Source organism: Ruegeria sp. BC5, assembly GCF_056539205.1.
This window is the reverse complement of record NZ_JBQFUN010000001.1, coordinates 449,163-467,855: the sequence shown is the minus strand read 5'-3', so window position 1 is coordinate 467,855 and position 18,693 is coordinate 449,163. Positions and strand designations below refer to the sequence as shown.

The window sequence follows — 18,693 nt, the reverse complement described above, 5'->3', positions numbered from 1 at the left end:
TACCTGCCCCCTGACTTACAGAGCCGTCCAGCCCCCATCCACCGAGATTGCCGTTCCGGTGATCTGCGCGGCGGCATCCGAACACAAAAAGACCGTTGTACCGCCCAGTTGCTCAACCGTTGCAAAAGCTTTCGAAGGCTGTCGTTCCAGCATGACGTTCTTGATCACGTCCTCGCGGTTCATGCCGTATTCTTTCATAGTGTCGGGAATCTGCGCCTCGACCAGCGGCGTCAGCACGTAGCCCGGGCAAATCGCGTTACAGGTTATCGGTTCCTGCGCGGTCTCCAGTGCTACGGTTTTGGTCATCCCAACCACACCATGTTTGGCCGCGACATAGGCCGCCTTGAACGGCGACGCAGTCAGCCCGTGCGCCGAGGCGATGTTCACAATGCGCCCCCACCCGGCCTGGCGCATCATCGGCAGAGCCGCTGCCATAGTGTGATAGGCCGAGTTCATGTTGATCGCGATGATTGCATCCCATTTGTCGACCGGGAACTGATCAATCGGTGAGACGTGTTGAATGCCTGCATTGTTCACGAGAATGTCGCAGGCACCCGCTTTTTCGATCAGGGCACGGCATTCGTCCCCCTTGGACATGTCCGCCTTGATGTAACGCGCGTTGGTTCCGGTTTCCTGCGAAATCTCGGCGGCCAGCGCGTGATCCTCATCCCGGTCGGTGAACGAGTTCAATATTACGTTGGCCCCAGCCTTGGCCAATTCGCGGGCAACACCCAAACCGATCCCTGAATTCGACCCTGTGATGATCGCCGTTTTTCCCGCCACGCTCATGAGCTTTCTCCGTCAACATCTGCTTTGACCGCACAGTGCCATGCTGCAACTGCAAAGGAAACGGGGAAACATATGGGTTCTGCATCCGGGGTGGAAACGCCTCAAAAAAAAACGCCCGCACGAAGCGGGCGTTAAGTTATTGAGGCAGGTTTCATACAGGCAAGAAACCTATCGAGCAGTGCATCCTTTATAAGCAATTCCTTGCATCCGTCCAAGCTAAAAGTTTGAAAATAAGAAAAATCATCGATACGGTGAATCCCAACAAAATAAGGCCAGAGCAGGACTGTTTCCAAAATGCGCCCCAATTTTCTACGCCCCGTTCGCCCTGTGATCGCGGGAATCACCTTTATTTTTGCTGTCACAATCGCTCATGCAGAATCGGCCCATGGCATAGCTATGTACGGCGACCCTGCCCTACCACCGGATTTTGTGTCCCTGCCCTATGCCAATCCCGACGCGCCCAAAGGCGGCAAGGTTGTATTCGGAAACACCGGCGGCTTTAACAGTTTGAACCCGTTTGTGCAAAAAGGCAGCTCGCCATGGCAATTGCGATTTTGGACCCATGAAAGTCTGATGGGCCGGTCCTGGGACGAACCTTTCACGCTTTACGGGTTGTTAGCCGAATCAGTTGAGACTGCACCGGACCGCTCTTGGGTAGAATTTACCCTGCGTGAGAACGCCCGGTTTTCTGACGGAAATCCGGTGACCGTAGATGATGTGATTTGGTCTTATGAAACTCTGGGCACCGAAGGTCATCTGCGTTACCGCGGTTTGTGGGGCAAGATCGACAGCATCGAACAGACCGGCCCCCGCACGGTGCGGATCACTTTCAACGAACCCGACCGGGAATTGGCACTGATCGCCGGGCTGCGTCCGATCCTGCAAAAAGCACAGTGGGAGGGGAAAGATTTCGCCAACGCCGCGCTGCAGGACGTTCCCATCGGGTCGGGGCCGTACGTGATCGATAGCTATGAGGCGGGCCGCTATGTGAATTTGCGGCGCAATCCAGACTATTGGGGGGCTGACATTCCGTTCCGGCGCGGGACCATGAACCTGGATGACATAAGGATCGAGTTTTTTGGCGACGGCACCGTCCTGTTCGAGGCGTTCAAGGCCGGTGAACTGACCGCGGTGCGCGAATTCAACGCCGACAAATGGAACACTCAGTACGATTTTCCTGCCGTTCAGCGCGGTGATGTGGTCAAGACCGAAATCCCGCACGGCAAACCCTCGGGCATGACCGGGTTTGTCATGAACACCCGCAAGGCCCCTTTCGATGATTGGCGAGTCCGCGAGGCGATGCTGCTGGCGTTCAATTTCGAATTTATCAACGATACGATCACCGGCAGCGCCCAACCACGGATCACTTCGTATTTCTCGGGCTCTGACCTGGGCATGCAACCCGGCCCGGCCACTGGGCGTGTCGCCGATCTGCTGCAACTTTATGCCGACGACCTTCCGCCCGGCGCGCTTGAAGGTTATGCCCTGCCCGTCGGCGACGGTTCGGCCCGGAATCGCGCTAATATTCGCAAGGCCAACAAGCTGCTGGCCGAGGCTGGCTGGACCATTCAGGACGGCGTGCTGCGCAACCAGAATGGTCAGGACTTTGCCATCACCGTTCTGCTGCAACAGGGCGATAGCGAAGGACAAACGGCCATCGAAATCTACACCCGCGCGCTTGAACGTCTGGGCATCAAGGTCAATGTCGAACAGGTAGACAGCGCGCAATTTGTCGGCCGCAATGCCGAGTTTGATTTTGACATCACGTTCCTTCGCCGTGCGCTGTCTCTGTCTCCGGGCAATGAACAGCGTCTGTATTGGGGCAGCGAAAACGCGGATGTACAGGGCACGCGCAACCTGATGGGTGTCGCCTCACCCGCTGTGGATGGGCTGATTGACGCTATGCTGGCCTCGGAAAGTCACGAGGATTTCGTGGCCGCCACCCGCGCGCTTGATCGGGTTCTGACTGCTGGTCGCTATGTCATTCCGATCTGGAACTTCGACGTCGGGCGCATCGCCCATGCCAAAGAACTGAAGCAGCCTCAAACCCTGCCGATCTATGGCGACGGGCCCGAGTATATGCCGCAGGTTTGGTGGTACGAAGAGTGACCAAATAAGCCCCACTGCCGCATTAATCCGCTGTAGGTTGTTTGGTGCTTTGGTGCTTTGGTGCTTTGGATTTGAAGATTTGGCTCCAAAGGACGGCTCTGCCATATCGCCGCAGCCTTCGGCGGATTTCGGCACATGGCGCAAACCACACTACATCTAGGGGTATTCGAACGAAGTTTCGCCACAATTTGCTGATCACCCAAATTCCAGCTTAACTAAAAAAAACACCCACAAGGGGCTTTACTGAACATATCTGTACGATATAGCCTATTGTCATTTAAACGTGCTGTTTGGCCGGATTAATTCTGATTATTTCGCTAGATAGCTTGTCATGCAGCGCGTCACTCTTGGATTTTGCGGACCGGCCTCCACTCACTCCAACCTCAGGTCCGTAGGCCCGTTGCGTATCGTGCGTAACGGGCCTTTTTGACGTTACGTCAGCGCCGCTCAGGTGCGACATTTTGTCATGCGCATCGACTCCCGCCATCTCCGTACCCTGATGAAAGGGCCGAGCAGCCGTGAAACCCGAATTACGGAAAGCTGACTGATGTTGAACTGGACTGACCTGCTGCAAGACTGGGATGCTATGTATTCCCGCGCTAAACGGCGTTTTCCGAATCTGCGCGATCAGGACAAGGTGCGGCTGAGCAAAGATCGAAAAGGGTTCGAAGCCTACCTAGCCGAACGCCACCACCTGACCGTAAATGAAGCCCACGAAGAACTTGAGGATTTTCTATTCACCGAAGGTCTGAACCGCGAGTTCAGCCGTTCCTTAAGCAAGTGACGTTACCCACAGGATCGTCGCATCTTCGTCACTGACGGAAATCACGTTGTGACCCATACTGGCGTCGTAATAAGCGCTGTCGCCACGGCGCATTTCGACGGGTTCGTAGAATTCGGTGTACAGTTTCACAACCCCGGTTAGCACATACAGGAATTCTTCGCCGTCATGGCGCACCCAGCCGTCAAATTCGTCCATTGAACGCGCGCGCACGCGAGCCCGATAGGGCAGCATCTGCTTTTTCGTTAGGTTTTCCGCCAGCAACTCGTGCTCGTATGTTCCCGTCGGATGTTCAGCGCCTTCGCCCATGCGGGTGATTGCCATCCGACCGATCACCTGATCACGCTGTGGCGGGGTGAACAGCTGTGGCACCGAAATTTCCAACCCGGTCGCCAGCTTTTTCAGCGCGTCATAAGTGGGCGACATCTGCCCATTCTCGATCTTGCTGAGGGTCGAGCGCGCAAGCCCCGCCTGAGACGCCGCTTGTTCCAGCGTCCAGTTCCGCGCCTTGCGCAGTTGACGCACGCGCGCACCCAGATCAAGTGGTTCGGGATCGGTGTGCTCACCCGAGTCACGTGCAATTCGGATCAGAGATGGCTGTTCATTAGTACTCATGCGCCAATCTATAGGACCAGCCCGCCCGGCTTGCAACGCGCCAAGCGCCGCGATAGCCAGTGGCCATGCTTTCTGTTTTCGATCAGGGGCCGCCTCCGGCCTGCCCCGCACCATTCAATCTGGCCGCGCACGTTCTGCGGCACGCGGATGACCACCCGGACAAAACCGCTTTGTCGGTTTTAGGCAATGACGGGGCGCGGGATTGGACCTATGGCGTATTGAAATCGGCCATTCTGGGCACCGCCACCGGGCTGTTGAAGACCGGATTGAATCCCGGAGACATTGCGTTGATGCGACTGGGGAATACGGTTGATTTCCCCATCGCCTATCTTGGGGCCATAGCTGCCGGGATCGTGCCGGTTCCCACCTCGTCACAGCTGACCGAGCCCGAAACCGTGCGCATGATTTCTGATCTGCAACCCACAGCCATTCTGCGCGACCCAGCCGTCGCCTGCGCCAATCATCCGTTGCAGATTACGCTGGACGATCTGTCGGGGATGCGCGCACTGCCCCCTGCCGAGTTCCAACTCGGTGACCCGCACCGGTTGGCCTATGTCGTCTATACCTCTGGCACTTCTGGTAAACCACGCGCTGTGGCCCATGCCCACCGCGCCATCTGGGCGCGCCAGATGATGGTGGATGGCTGGTACGGGTTGCGGGATACGGACCGTCTGTGTCATGCCGGGGCGTTCAACTGGACCTATACTCTGGGCACCGGGCTGATGGATCCCTGGTCGATCGGCGCGACCGCGTTGATCCCCGATCCAGGCACCGACCCTGATGCCCTTCCAGAGCTGTTAAGACAAAATCGGGCAACGATCTTTGCTGCCGCGCCCGGCGTGTTTCGCAAATTGCTTAAATCCGCCGTTGATCTGCATTTACCGGACCTGCGTCACGGCCTGTGCGCAGGCGAAAAGCTGTCGCGGCACCTGCACGCGCAATGGAGCGACCTGACCGGGACAGAATTGTACGAAGCCTTCGGTATGTCCGAATGTTCGACCTTCATCTCGTCCAGCCCTGCACATCCGGCGCGGGGCGAGGCGTTGGGGCAACCTCAACCGGGTCGCCGGGTGGCGATATTGGGGCCGGACGGGCCGGTTCCGCGTGGCCAAGAAGGTACCATTGCCATCCACCGATCCGACCCCGGTCTGATGCTGACCTATCTGAATGCACCTGACGAGGCCAAGGCCCGCATGCAGGGCGACTGGTTTCTGACCGGTGATCAAGGGGCCATGGCGATGGACGGACAGATCACCTATCTGGGCCGCGACGACGATATGATGAACGCGGGTGGCTATCGCGTGTCCCCGGTCGAGGTTGAGGCCGCCCTAACCAAATTCCCCGGCATCGCGCAAGTGGGTGCAGCGGCAGTTGAGGTTAAACAGGACACATTCGTGATAGCCGCTTTCTATACCGGTCCGGAAAAGCTGGACGAAGACGCTTTGCAAACCTATGTGGAGGCAAATCTGGCGCGCTACAAACAGCCACGCGCGTTCATTCACCTGCCCGAGCTGCCAATCGGTGGTAATGGCAAACTCCTGCGTCGGGCGCTCCCGGCCTATTTCAAGGCGAATACACCATGACTCAGACCGTCAAACTCGACATCATGTCCGATCCGATCTGCCCATGGTGCTATATCGGCAAAACCCATCTGGACAAAGCTCTGGCCGCTATCCCGGACCACCCGTTCGTTATCGAATGGCATCCGTTTCAGTTAAACCCCGACATGCCGAACGAAGGCATGGATCGCCGCGAATATCTGGAGCGCAAGTTCGGCGGCAAAGACGGTGCCGTGCGCGCCTATGCCCCGGTGGTTGAGCATGCGCAGAATGCCGGGCTGAGCATCGACTTCGAAGGGATGAAACGCACACCTAACACGTTGGACGCGCACCGCCTGATCCACTGGGCCGGGATCGAGGGCAAGCAAGACGCAGCCGTAAACGCTCTGTTCGATGCATATTTCGTGCAGGGACGTGATATTGGCGATCACGAAGTGTTGGCCGATATCGCCGACAGTATCGGCATGGACGCAGCTGTGGTATCGAAACTGCTGAAATCCGACGCTGATCGCGAGGATATCCGCACCCGCGACACCCATTCGCGACAGATGGGGGTAAATTCTGTTCCTACCTTCATTGTGGCCAACCAGCACGCGGTTCCGGGCGCACAACCCCCTGAAATGTGGGAAAAAGTAATCGGTGAGATTATGTCTCAGCTTGAGGCTTCCCCTGCAAAATAGCACAGGTCCCTGTGCAGCCTGCCCCCTAGCGCCACCTGAAAAGCCGTGATAGCGCAATCAGGTCAGGAGGGCGCCATGGCCAATCGCATGTCTTCGGGAGAGTTCATCGCACTTGTCGCAATGATGTTTGCGACGATTGCGTTTTCGATCGACTCGATGCTGCCTGCTTTGCCCGAGATCGGCGCGCAGCTGAGCCCCGATGATATCAACGACGCTCAGTTGATCCTGACCTCATTTGTTCTGGGTATGGGCATCGGGACATTCTTTGTGGGTCCATTGTCCGACGCGTTTGGGCGCAAGCCAGTGATCTATGTCGGCTCGGCGTTGTACATCTTGTCGGCAGCCGTGGCCTGGGCCAGTTCTTCGCTGGAACTTCTACTGTTCGCGCGGGTGGCACAGGGCATCGGCTGCGCCGCGCCGCGTGTGGTCGCCATGGCGATCATCCGAGACTTGTACTCGGGCCGGGAAATGGCGCGGATCGTCTCTATCGCCATGATGATCTTTACGCTGGTGCCTGCCGTCGCCCCGATGCTTGGGGCCGGAATGATCGCCATCGCGGGATGGCGTGGCATCTTTGTTTCGTTCATCCTGTTCTCGGTGATCACCGTGATCTGGCTGGGTCTGCGCCTACCAGAATCGCTGAGGCCGGAAAACCGTCGCCCACTGCGCCTGCCCTTGATGACCGCGGCCGCACGCGAGATGTTCGCCCATCCCACGGTGCGCGTATCAATCTTTGTGCAATCCCTTTGCCTTGGCATGTTGTTCACTATGCTGACCATGGTGCAGCCAGTTTATGACGTGATCCATGACAGCGCCGACAGCTTCCCGTTTTGGTTCGGCTTTGTGGCTTTGATGGCGGGGTCCGCCAGCCTGTTGAACGCCGCGCTTGTGATCCGCGTGGGGATGCGGCGGCTGGTGACATGGGCCCTTGGCGCGCAGATCGCCATCACGATTGGCGTCATCACGCTGAACATGATGCCGCTTTCGGCCAATCTGAACTTTGCGGTGTTCGTCTTCTGGCAGACCTCGATCTTTTTCATGGCTGGCATGACGATGGGCAACCTGAACGCCATCGCAATGGAGCCAATGGGCCATATTGCCGGTATGGCAGCGTCGGTCATCGGCGCGTTTTCGACCGTTCTGGCCGCCGCTATCGCCGCCCCGATCGGTCAAATGTTCGATGGCTCGCTATATCCGCTGACCACCGGCATTCTGGTGATGAGCGTGGCCGGTTTCGGACTGATGCTGCATATGGGCCGGATCGAAAACAGACTGCCTGCCTGACCTGTGCAGCCCGGGTGAATCACGCTAATCTTTCCCCGACCCGAGGGGAGATTTTCAATGAGCGACTATTACGATCTGGGCACATATTCCTGTCCGGTCAGCACGACCTCAGCCGAGGCCCAGCTTTGGTTCGATCGGGGGCTGGTTTGGACCTATGGCTATAACCATGACGAGGCCGTTGTCTGTTTCCAACGCGCTGCCGAGCATGACCCGAACTGCGCCATGGCCCATTGGGGCATCGCTTATGCCGCCGGTCCGAATTACAACCTGCCCTGGGATTTACGCGACGCGCGTGGTCAGCAGAAAGCGCTCGCGCAAGCCTATGACGCGACACAGCAAGCGGTGGCCCTGTTGGACACCTGCACCCCCGTTGAACAGGCGCTGATCCACGCCCTGCCCGCCCGTTACCCTCAACGCAATCCGATCCCGGATATGAACAGCTGGAACCACGATTTTGCAGATGCCATGCGCGCAGCCTTTACCGACCAACCCGATCACTTGGATCTGCGCACGATATATGTTGAGGCGCTGCTGAACCTCACCCCCTGGCAGATGTGGGATCTGAAGACCGGAAAACCTGCCGAAGGTGCCGCCACGCTTGAGGCGCAGAAGGTTCTTGAGGACGCGATGGCAAATGATCCCGCAGCCATGTCGCACCCGGGTTTGCTGCACCTCTATGTCCACCTGATGGAGATGTCTCCGACCCCCGAAAAGGCATTAAAAGCCGGGGATGTTCTGCGCACGCTGGTGCCGGATGCGGGCCATCTGGTGCATATGCCCACCCATATCGATGTGCTGTGCGGGCACTACCACAACGTCGTTTATTGGAACGAAAAGGCCACCATAGCCGATCTAAAATATTACGAGCGCGAAGGCGCGTTCAACATCTATACCGGTTATCGTCAGCACAATTACCATTTCGCCATCTACGGGGCGTTGTTCCTGGGCCAGATGGAACCGGCCCTGCGCGCCAATCAAGGCCTGTGGGACACCACCCCCGAAGATATGTTGCGCATCGAAAGCCCGCCCATGGCGGATTACTTCGAAAGCTACATGTCCATGGGGCCGCATATCCTGATCCGTTTTGGCCAGTGGGAGGAAGCCAAGGCACTGAAACTGCCCGCAGACCCCGACCTGTATCGCACGTTGACCGCCACCATCCACTATGCTCGCGCCATCGCCCATGCTGCAACCGGTGACGTCGCCGAAGCCGAAGCTGAGGAACAACTGTTCCTGTCGGCCAAGGCCTGCGTGCCCGAAACACGCCTGCTACACAACAACCGCGTCGTTGACCTGCTTGAAATCGCGCGGGAAATGCTGAGTGGAGAGATTGAGTATCGCAAGGGCAACTACGATATCGCTTACGCCCATCTGCGACGCTCGGTCGAGTTGGATGACACGCTGCCCTATGACGAACCGTGGGGCTGGATGCAGCCAACCCGCCATGCATTAGGGGCGTTGTTGTTTGAACAAGGTCACGTAACCGAGGCTGAAGCGGTCTATCGCGAAGACCTTGGCTTGGGCGCCACCCTCAGCCGTGCTTCGATCCATCCGGACAATGTTTGGAGCCTCAAAGGTCTGCATGACTGCCTGAAGGCGCGCGGCGAAAGTGTTGAAATCGCTCAAATCAAACAACGTCTTGATTTGGCTCTGGCACGTGCCGACCGCGCGGTCGGAGCATCCTGTTTCTGCGCCCAAGCCGCGATGAGGGCCGCCGAATGAGATACGCGCTACTGCTGGCTGCCGTGATCTGCGGCCCAGCACTTGCCGACCGTCAATCCTTTCCACCGGTCGATCAGGCAGACCGTGATCCATCGTTGATCGCCTTTCGCGAGGCATTATTGGACCAAGTGGCTGCACGGGATACCGACGCTGTGGTTGCGGCGTCCTGCCCCGATATCTACCTAAGCCATGGCGGTGAAGGCGGCCCCGAGGAATTACGTTCCAATCTGACCCTCGACCCGGAAGCCCTGTCGGAAGAACAGCGTGAAAACGCGGATGCGTTACGCGCGCAATACTGGTCTGACCTGGAAACCACTTTGTCTCAGCCCGGTTACTTCGACGAAGAAGGCGAGTTCTGGATGCCGCATCAATGGCAGATCACCCTGCCCGCCTCGCTGGACCCAGAGTTGGCGTTCTTTGTCAAAGGTTCCGATGTATCTCTACGTCAAAGACCGGATCGCAACTCGTCCATTATAAGCCTGATCAGCCACGAAATCGCGATTATACGTGACTATCAAGACGGTGCCGAATATCAGCGCGTCCTGCTGACGGACGGCACGCAAGGTTATATGCACGCCGATTTTCTTTGGCCCATGACCGGCCACCGCGCCGCGTTCGTCAAGTCAGACGCGGGCGACTGGCAGTTGTGTACTTTTGTCAGCGGAGACTAGACCTTCGCCTTTTTCTTCTCGGCCACAACCTTTTCTGCCAGATCACGAGCGATGGCAAAGGCCCCCTTGATCTTGTCACTGTCCTTTTTCCAGTCGCGGCGCACGACGATCTTGTTGTCCTTGACCTTGGCCAGCCCGCGCTGGTTCTGGATGAATTCGACCAACCCCTGAGGCGAGGCAAACTTGTCATTGTGAAACTGGATCGTCGCACCCTTTGGTCCGCCGTCCAATTTGGCAATGCCCGCACGTTTGCACATCGCTTTGATACGCACGACCAGCATCAGGGTGTTCACCTCTTTTGGTAGCGAACCAAAGCGGTCAATCAACTCGGCCGCAAAACCTTCAAGTTCAACCTTGGTCGAAAGCGAGGACAAGCGGCGGTACAGCCCCAGGCGCACATCCAGATCGGGCACATAATCCTCGGGGATCAGAACCGGGACGCCTAGATTGATTTGTGGGGCCCACTGATCGTCTGCGTCCGATAGACCCTCCATCTCACCGGCTTTGATTTTGGCAATCGCCTCTTCCAGCATGGATTGGTACAGCTCGTAGCCCACGTCGCGCATCTGGCCCGACTGTTCCTCGCCCAGCAGATTGCCGGCACCGCGAATGTCCAGATCTTGCGATGCCAGCGTGAACCCCGCCCCCAGTGTATCAAGAGAGCCTAGAACCCGCAGGCGTTTCTCGGCGGTGGCCGTCAATCGCTGGCGCGGTTTGGTGGTCAGATAGGCATAGGCGCGGGCCTTTGATCGCCCCACCCGTCCGCGGATCTGGTAAAGCTGCGCCAGACCGAACATATCCGCGCGATGCACGACCATTGTGTTGGCCGTCGGAATATCCAGCCCACTTTCCACAATCGTCGTTGCCAACAGCACATCATACTTCCCGTCATAGAAGGCATTCATGCGGTCATCGAGTTCGCCCGCCGCCATTTGCCCATGCGCGACAACGTAAGTCAGTTCCGGTAGTTGGTCCTTCAGGAATTCCTCAATCTCGGGCAGGTCCGAAATACGCGGGACCACATAGAAACTTTGCCCGCCACGATAATGTTCGCGCAGCAGCGCCTCGCGCACCGTGACCGCATCGAATTCGCTGACATAGGTGCGGATGGCCAGACGGTCGATGGGCGGCGTGCCGATGATTGACAAATCACGCACACCAGTCAGCGACAATTGCAGCGTCCGCGGTATCGGCGTCGCGGTCAGGGTCAGCACGTGAATGTCCGAGCGCAGTTGTTTGAGGCGCTCTTTGTGACCCACCCCGAAATGCTGTTCCTCATCGATGATCAGCAGCCCGAGGTTGTTGAACCGAATCCCCTTGGCCAGCAGCGCATGGGTGCCGATCACGATGTCCACTGTGCCTCGCGCCAACCCATCGCGGGTTTGTTGCGCCTCTTTCGCCGAGACAAAACGCGATAGCTGCCGAACCTCAAGCGGGAATCCCCGGAACCGTTCCTTGAACGATGCCGCGTGCTGTCGGGCCAGCAGCGTCGTAGGGGCCACAACGGCCACCTGCACGCCCGACATCGCGGCGACAAAGGCAGCACGCATGGCGACCTCGGTCTTGCCAAAGCCGACATCGCCGCAAATCAAACGATCCATTGGCGCGCCCGAGTGCATGTCTTCCATCACATCGGAAATCGCGCGCAGCTGATCATCAGTTTCCTGATACGGAAAACGCGCGCTGAACTCCTCCCACGCATGGGGCGGCGGGTCCATCACCGGAGCTTTACGCAGCGCCCGCTCAGCAGCGATGCGGATCAGCTTGTCCGCCATCTCGCGGATGCGCTCTTTCAGCTTGGCCTTTTTGGCCTGCCATGCACCGCCGCCCAGACGATCCAGAAGACCTTCGTCGTGCCCGTATTTCGACAGCAGCTCGATGTTTTCGACCGGCAGGTACAGCTTGGACTGTTCGGCATATTCCAACAAAAGGCACTCATGGGCTGCGCCCGCCGCCGTCACGACCTCCATCCCCATGTAGCGGCCAATCCCGTGGTCCACATGCACCACAAGATCGCCGGGTGATAGCGATTGGGTTTCGGTTAGGAAGTTCTCGGCCTTTCGACGTTTCTTGGGTTGGCGGATCAGGCGGTCGCCCAGAACATCTTGTTCAGCGATCACCGTCAGATCCGACGTTTCGAACCCATGCTCCAACGCCCAAACGGCCAGGTGCAGCCCGCGTTTACCGACGCGAGTGCCGTCGGAAACGGGGATTGCCTCAGCCAGACCTTCGTCTTCGATCAATCCGGTCAGGCGTTCACGCGCACCCTCGGAATAAGACGCGATCAGGACCGGCCCTTTGTCCATCTTGTCTGTGATATGACTGGCCAGCGCGCCAAAAAGGCTGATGCTTTCCTGCTGTCGCTCGGGTGCAAAATTCCGCCCGATCCGTCCACCAGCGTCGATCACGCCGGGGCCGCTGGCCTGCGGCAACGGGCTGAACTGCAAAACGCGCCGATCACCCACCGCCTGCTCCCATGCAGCATCGTCCAGATACAACAATCCTGGAGGCGTAGGTTTATAGACCGTGTCCATGCGCGAGCGGTTTTCCAGCGCCAACCGCCGAGTTTCGTACTGATCCTCAATCGATTCCCACCGGGCCAAGCGCGCGGGCGTGACCTGATCGTCCAACGAGATCGTGGCACCAGGCAGATAGTCGAACAGCGTTTCAAGCTTTTCGTGAAAAAACGGCAACCAGTGATCCACGCCTTGATGCTTGCGGCCAGCGCTGACCGCCTCGTACAGCGGATCATCGGTGCCCGCCGCGCCGAATTCGATGCGATAGTTCTGGCGGAATCGTGTGATGGCGGCGTCATCCAGAATGACCTCGGACACCGGGGCCAGTTCAACCACGTCCAGCTTTTCAGTCGTGCGCTGCGACACTGGGTCAAACCGGCGCGCACCGTCCAGCACATCACCGAACAGGTCCAGCCGAACCGGGCCAGATTCGCCCGGAGGGAAGATGTCGATAATGCCGCCGCGGATCGCGTAGTCTCCGGGCTCCATAACCGTCGGGCTTTGCGTGAAACCCATGCGCACCAAAAAGTTCCGCAATGCTGTTTCGTCGACACGGTGGTTGACCCGGGCAGTAAACGCGGCCTCACGCAGCACATCGCGCGCTGGCACTCGTTGGGTCGCGGCGTTTAGCGTGGTCAGCAACACAAACCGTTCGGGCATCTGATGCACCAGCGCGGCCAGTGTTGCGACCCGCGCCGCAGCGATATCCGCGTTCGGCGACACCCGGTCATACGGAAGGCAATCCCAGCCGGGGAAGACGAACACCGGCATGTCCGGGGCGAAAAAGGCAAGTGCTGCCCGCATTGCCTCCATCCGCTTGTCATCGCGCGCGACGTGGCAAACCGGCCCGGCGGATCGGGTGATCTCGTTCAGGACAAGCTGTGCGTCAAACCCCTCAGGGGCGCCGCCGACTGTTACGTGGTTCGGAGCCGTCATTGCCTCGCCTTTCCGAATTTCCTACCCCAGAACACCAATCGAAAAGTTCTGATACATGCCCCAAAGCGACGTGATCAAGATCGAGATCATGCCGATAATCTGCGTATAAATCCGGCAGCGGGTCAAAATCTTGCCGGTAAACTCCAATGTCCCGTCGCCGGCCTGCAGCTTTCGCGCCGCCGAAATGTTGATCAGCATCACAATACAGACCGGGAATAACAACAAGAACACAGCCTGCGCGAATTCAACCCCGTAAACGAACCCAAGCATCGCCAGACCGGTGAAGATGAAACAGCTCAACCCGAGAATGGCCAGCCCCGATACCTCAACGATATACAGTATCCGGTTTTTGTTGATCCGCACGATGTCCAGAAAATCACGCTCGGCTTCGCCGCCGACACGGCGCGCGCGCACCAGCAGATCATAAGGCACACCCAGAGTCCAGTGGCTTGTGGACGACCACAGCACGGCCAGCCCGATCCAATACCACAGATTCGAAAAGCTGCGCATGTCGATAATTTCGAAAAGCGTAGAGAATAAGTCCAAGCGTCAGCCCTTTGTTCACTGTCCTTAGGGGCCTTCACTGCGCAGGCGCGACCATCGTTACCCTTGAGACCACGTGGAATTCATGCCACCCAATGCGGGAATATTCAAGGAGAGCGCGACATGAAGCCGACCATCGCCCCCTATCCCCTGACCCGTTTCCGCCGGGCGCGCCAATCGCAGGCCGTGCGCGGCCTTGTTCGGGAAAATACGCTGACCACAGATGATTTGATCTGGCCGGTTTTTGTGCGCGACGGCGAGGGTGTGGAGGAGCCCGTACCCTCGATGCCCGGTGTGATGCGCCGGTCGGTGGACCTGATAGCTAAGGCCGCGGTTGAGGCGCAGGCGTTGGGAATCCCAGCGATCTGCATATTTCCCTACACCGACGCCAACCTGAAAACCGAGGATTGCGCCGAGGCCTGGAACCCTGACAATGTGTCCAACCGGGCCATCCGCGCCATAAAGGCCGCAGCCCCGGATATCGCGGTAATGACCGACGTGGCACTGGACCCGTACAACATCAACGGTCACGACGGCTATGTCATCGATGGCGAAATTGTGAACGACAAGACTATCGAAGCGCTGGTCAGGATGACATTGGCACAGGCTGAGGCAGGTGCCGATATCATCGGTCCGTCCGACATGATGGATGGGCGGATCGGTGAAATGCGCCGGGCGTTGGAATCTGCTGGGCACCAGAACGTGATGATCCTCAGCTATGCCGCGAAATACGCCAGCGCCTTTTACGGACCCTTCCGTGATGCGGTCGGTGCTTCGGGCGCGCTTACGGGCGACAAGAAGACCTATCAGATGGATCCGGCCAATTCGAACGAAGCCCTGCGCCTGATCGAACGCGACCTGACCGAAGGTGCGGATATGGTGATGATCAAGCCCGGCATGCCCTATCTGGATATCTGCCGACGGGTAAAGGACACCTTTGGCGCTCCGACATATGCCTATCAGGTGTCGGGTGAATACGCGATGATACAGGCCGCGGCACGGAACGGTTGGATCGATGGTGATAGAGTGATGCTGGAAAGCCTGTTGGCCTTCAAGCGCGCTGGCTGCGACGGCATCCTCACCTATTTCGCCCCACAGGTCGCGCGCGCCTTGCAAGGCTAATGCCCCCAATTGTCGCAATTTTTCGCCGATTGTGATCCGCTGTCACTCAGCTTTCCCGTGACACGCGACGGCAATCGGCGTATTCTTGCACATAAGATCGGGAACACCCGACATATCAGGCAGTCATACAGAGAAAAATAGACATGAGCAGTTCCAATGCACCCCAACTAAGCCGTCGTGGCTTTGCCTTTGGCATGGCCGGTTTGACGGTAACCGCAGCTTGCGGCAACGGTGTCGGCAATTCCAACGCCGCCACCATCGATGCCCGCGTCGATGCCACACTGACCGAAATGTATGCGAAATATCCCAACACGGTTGAGATCGCAAACAAAGCCAACGGCATGTTGATCATGCCCCTGATCACCGACGCCGGATTAATCTTCTTTGGTGGCGCCTACGGCCAAGGCGCCTTGCGCATTCAGGGCGCAACGGTTGATTACTATTCTGCAATTTCCGGAACCGCCGGCCTGCAAATCGGCGCGCAACAATATGCACATGTCCTGTTCTTCATGACCCAGGACGCATTGAACGATTTCCGCCGTTCCAGCGGATGGACTGCCGGTGCCGATATTGGCTATGTGGTTGATGCAACTGGAAACTCCCTGTCCACTGACACAACGACTCTGCGTTCGCCTGTGCTGGCGGTGGTATTCGGCCAAGCCGGTTTGAAATTCGGCGCCACTGTCGAAGGCACCAAATACACGCGGATCATTCCATAAACATCGGACTACCACTCCCCCCTCATTAGTCCCCGCCACAGGTTCCCAGCTGCGGCGGGGTTTTTCATTTATAGCGCTGTAAACACGAATATTCCCGGGCTGTTCCTCTTTCGGTCGATCCAGCCATCATCTAGTCTGACCTCAATCGGAATAGGATCAGGATTGTAGGCCGCAGATGGGATTTGTTTTTCGCTGGCTCGTACGCATTACAACGGGTCTGGTCCTGCTGGCTTTGGCCGCTGTGGCATTGGTGTATTTCCTGGCGAGCCAGTCCCTGCCGGATTACGATCAAACGGTCGCGGTTCGGGGGCTGAACGCCCCGGTCGAGATCATCCGCGATACCGCCAATGTCCCTCATGTCCTGGCCGAAAATGATCCGGATGTGTTCTTCGGTCTGGGCTATGCCCATGCGCAGGACCGTCTGTGGCAGATGACGGTCATGCGCCGTACCGCCCAGGGGCGCCTGTCGGAAATTTTCGGCGCGCGTACCGTCCACATCGACAAGCTGCTGCGCCGACTGGACCTTTACGGTCTGGCCCACCGCTCGGTCGAGGCGCAGGACGATTACACCAAAACCGCCTTACGCGCCTATGCCGCCGGGGTAAACGCGCGACTGGATGAGATCAACGAAGCCGCCCTTGGCCGTGGTGCGCCCGAGATGTTTTTGTTCAACGCGCCCGTTTCGCCCTGGCAACCGGGCGATAGCATTGCGGTGATCAAGCTGATGGGTCTGCAACTGTCCGGCCATCTTGAGGACGAAGTGCTGCGTGCCCGTACTTCATTAATGCTGAACGATCCGGCGCGGTTGACCGATATCCTGCCGAATGTGCCGGGGGCCGGTATTGCTGCCCTGCCAGAATATGCCGCTTTGTTTCCAGGGCTGCCCCGTTACGCCCACGGCACACCTATGCCCGACACGCCGCTGTCGCCTTTTCCGAAACGAGGATTGGCCGGAGCGTCCAATGCCTGGACCGCCGCGCCCTCACGCTCGGCCAGTGGGGGAACGTTGTTGGCCAATGACCCGCATCTAGGGTTCACTGCCCCCGGTGTCTGGTATCTGGCGCGGCTGGAGTTGGCCAAAGGTGGCGTGATTGGTGCAACTATTCCCGGTGTTCCTGCCATCATGACCGGGCGCAGCGATCGTTTAGGCTGGGGTCTGACGTCGTCCTACCTGGACGATCAGGACGTACATATCGAGCAGTTGAACCCCGACAACACCGAGGAATATCTGTCGCCGGATGGCTTCAAAAAGTTCCGCACCCGCCCCTCGATTATCGAGATCAAGGACGAGACCCCCATCACCCTGACCCTGCGTTGGACGGAAAATGGCCCGGTCCTGCCTGGAAGTCATTACAATCTGGATACGATCACGCCTCCGGGTCATGTCGCCTCGTTGTCTTGGACGGCGCTTAGCCCGCGCGACACGTCGATGACGGCGTCTATGGCCCTGATGAATGCCGACACTGTTCGCGAGGCCATTGATGTGGGCGAGTTGTTCATTTCGCCCTCGCAAAACCTGTCGCTGGTCGACAAGGACACGATCGGTCTGAAATTGATTGGCGCAATGCCCAAACGCGACCTGCGCAACCAAAGCCGTGGCCGCATCCCAACACCCGGTTGGCTGGCCGAAAACCTCTGGCAAGGTCGCCTGCCCTATGCCGACAATCCCGAATTCGTGGCCCCCGCAGGTGGTATTCTGGGCAACACAAACAACAAGATCATCGACCGCCCCTTCCCCTTGCATGTCTCGTATGAATGGGGCGACACCCAGCGCGTTCATCGCTGGGAACGCCTGATGCAATCGCGCGAGGTTCACACGCGCGACAGCTTTATCGAGGCACAACTGGATACCGTCAGCTTTACCGCCCGCTCATTGCTGCCGCTGATCGGCGCGGATCTTTGGTTTACCGGCGCATCCGCCCCCGAAGGCACCCCGGAACGTCAGCGCCAGATCGCCCTGTCCTTGCTGGCCGAATGGAACGGTGAGATGAACGAGCACCTGCCCGAACCGCTGATCTATGCCGCGTGGCTAAGGGCGCTGCAAATACGTCTAATCTCGGACGAGCTGGGCCCACTGGCCGCCGAATACAAACATGTCGAGCCGCTGTTCATCGAGCGCGTCTACCGCGACATCGATGGCGCGTCGGTCTGGTGTGACGTACGCCAAAGTGCCCCCTCTGAGACCTGCACCGACATGGCGCGGCTGGCGCTGGACGATGCGCTGATCTGGATCGCCGAAAACTATGGAACCGCACTGCAATCCCTGCGCTGGGGCGATGCGCATCAGGCAACACACGATCACCCGGTACTGGGCTCGGTTCCGGTTTTGCGGTTCTTCGTCAATATCCGGCAATCTACCAGCGGCGGCGACAACACCCTGCTACGCGGGCGTACCTCGGGCGAGGGCAAGGACCCGTTTCAGAACGTACATGGAGCAGGTTATCGCGGTGTTTATGACTTTGCGGACCCGGACAGCTCGGTGTTTATTACGGCAACCGGCCAGTCGGGCCATTTCCTGTCGCGCTATTATGATGATCAGGCTCAGCTATGGCGGCGAGGCGAGTATATCCCGATGTCACTGGACCTGGATTTGGCGCGCGCTGCGGCCGTCGGAGTGACCAACCTGATCCCGCGCTGAATTCCGCTG

At 58.4% G+C, this 18,693-nt stretch carries 14 protein-coding genes; 10 read left to right on the top strand and 4 right to left on the bottom strand.

The window, feature by feature from the left end:
* Positions 1 to 15: 15 nt before the first annotated feature.
* Positions 16 to 789, bottom strand: coding sequence for a 3-hydroxybutyrate dehydrogenase (locus ACR0LY_RS02405; RefSeq protein ID WP_170348867.1), 774 nt, complete (start codon positions 787 to 789; stop codon positions 16 to 18).
* Between the two features lie 294 nt (positions 790 to 1,083).
* Here ACR0LY_RS02405 and ACR0LY_RS02400 point away from each other — a divergent pair, with 294 nt between their 5' ends.
* Both ACR0LY_RS02400 and ACR0LY_RS02395 read left to right on the top strand, forming a co-directional pair.
* A complete protein-coding gene (locus tag ACR0LY_RS02400; protein WP_170348868.1) occupies positions 1,084 to 2,898 on the top strand; it encodes an extracellular solute-binding protein in 1,815 nt (604 codons plus the stop codon).
* Between the two features lie 547 nt (positions 2,899 to 3,445).
* Positions 3,446 to 3,682 carry a hypothetical protein gene (locus ACR0LY_RS02395; protein ID WP_170348869.1) on the top strand — a complete coding sequence of 79 codons (237 nt, stop codon included), beginning with the start codon at positions 3,446 to 3,448 and terminating at the stop codon, positions 3,680 to 3,682.
* Here ACR0LY_RS02395 and ACR0LY_RS02390 read toward each other — a convergent pair.
* Positions 3,671 to 4,294 (bottom strand): helix-turn-helix domain-containing protein, encoded by a 624-nt coding sequence (locus ACR0LY_RS02390; protein WP_170348870.1) that lies wholly within the window; start codon positions 4,292 to 4,294, stop codon positions 3,671 to 3,673. The two genes, ACR0LY_RS02395 and ACR0LY_RS02390, sit on opposite strands and share 12 nt — an antisense overlap.
* A gap of 65 nt (positions 4,295 to 4,359) precedes the next feature.
* On the opposite strand from ACR0LY_RS02390, the gene ACR0LY_RS02385 reads away from it, so the two are divergent.
* The 5 genes from ACR0LY_RS02385 to ACR0LY_RS02365 all read left to right on the top strand — a co-directional run bounded on the left by ACR0LY_RS02385 (position 4,360) and on the right by ACR0LY_RS02365 (position 10,210).
* A complete protein-coding gene (locus ACR0LY_RS02385) occupies positions 4,360 to 5,877 on the top strand; it encodes a class I adenylate-forming enzyme family protein (RefSeq protein WP_170348871.1) in 1,518 nt (505 codons plus the stop codon).
* Positions 5,874 to 6,533, top strand: a complete 660-nt coding sequence (locus ACR0LY_RS02380; RefSeq protein ID WP_170348872.1) for a DsbA family oxidoreductase — start codon at positions 5,874 to 5,876, stop codon at positions 6,531 to 6,533. Before ACR0LY_RS02385 ends, ACR0LY_RS02380 begins: the two co-directional genes overlap by 4 nt.
* Before the next feature lie 75 nt (positions 6,534 to 6,608).
* On the top strand, positions 6,609 to 7,817 hold the full coding sequence (locus ACR0LY_RS02375) for a multidrug effflux MFS transporter (RefSeq protein WP_170348873.1): 1,209 nt from the start codon (positions 6,609 to 6,611) through the stop codon (positions 7,815 to 7,817).
* 57 nt (positions 7,818 to 7,874) lie between these two features.
* Positions 7,875 to 9,539, top strand: a complete 1,665-nt coding sequence (locus ACR0LY_RS02370; RefSeq protein ID WP_170348874.1) for a tetratricopeptide repeat protein — start codon at positions 7,875 to 7,877, stop codon at positions 9,537 to 9,539.
* Entirely contained in the window at positions 9,536 to 10,210 is a 675-nt protein-coding gene (locus tag ACR0LY_RS02365; RefSeq protein WP_170348875.1) for an SH3 domain-containing protein, read from the top strand. The genes ACR0LY_RS02370 and ACR0LY_RS02365 overlap by 4 nt, the downstream gene beginning before the upstream one ends.
* On the opposite strand, the gene mfd is transcribed toward ACR0LY_RS02365, so the two are convergent.
* Together mfd and ACR0LY_RS02355 are read right to left on the bottom strand one after the other, a co-directional pair.
* Positions 10,207 to 13,662 carry a transcription-repair coupling factor gene (mfd, locus tag ACR0LY_RS02360; protein WP_170348876.1) on the bottom strand — a complete coding sequence of 1,152 codons (3,456 nt, stop codon included), beginning with the start codon at positions 13,660 to 13,662 and terminating at the stop codon, positions 10,207 to 10,209. The two genes, ACR0LY_RS02365 and mfd, sit on opposite strands and share 4 nt — an antisense overlap.
* A gap of 21 nt (positions 13,663 to 13,683) precedes the next feature.
* On the bottom strand, positions 13,684 to 14,172 hold the full coding sequence (locus ACR0LY_RS02355; RefSeq protein WP_480640494.1) for a component of SufBCD complex: 489 nt from the start codon (positions 14,170 to 14,172) through the stop codon (positions 13,684 to 13,686).
* 156 nt (positions 14,173 to 14,328) lie between these two features.
* Between ACR0LY_RS02355 and hemB the strand changes: the two genes are divergently transcribed.
* From hemB to ACR0LY_RS02340, 3 genes are all read left to right on the top strand, one after another.
* Entirely contained in the window at positions 14,329 to 15,327 is a 999-nt protein-coding gene (hemB, locus tag ACR0LY_RS02350; protein WP_170348878.1) for a porphobilinogen synthase, read from the top strand.
* Positions 15,328 to 15,470: 143 nt separating this feature from the next.
* Positions 15,471 to 16,046, top strand: a complete 576-nt coding sequence (locus tag ACR0LY_RS02345) for a lipid-binding SYLF domain-containing protein (RefSeq protein ID WP_170348879.1) — start codon at positions 15,471 to 15,473, stop codon at positions 16,044 to 16,046.
* Between the two features lie 175 nt (positions 16,047 to 16,221).
* Positions 16,222 to 18,684, top strand: a complete 2,463-nt coding sequence (locus ACR0LY_RS02340; RefSeq protein ID WP_480567092.1) for a penicillin acylase family protein — start codon at positions 16,222 to 16,224, stop codon at positions 18,682 to 18,684.
* The last annotated feature ends 9 nt before the right edge of the window (positions 18,685 to 18,693 follow it).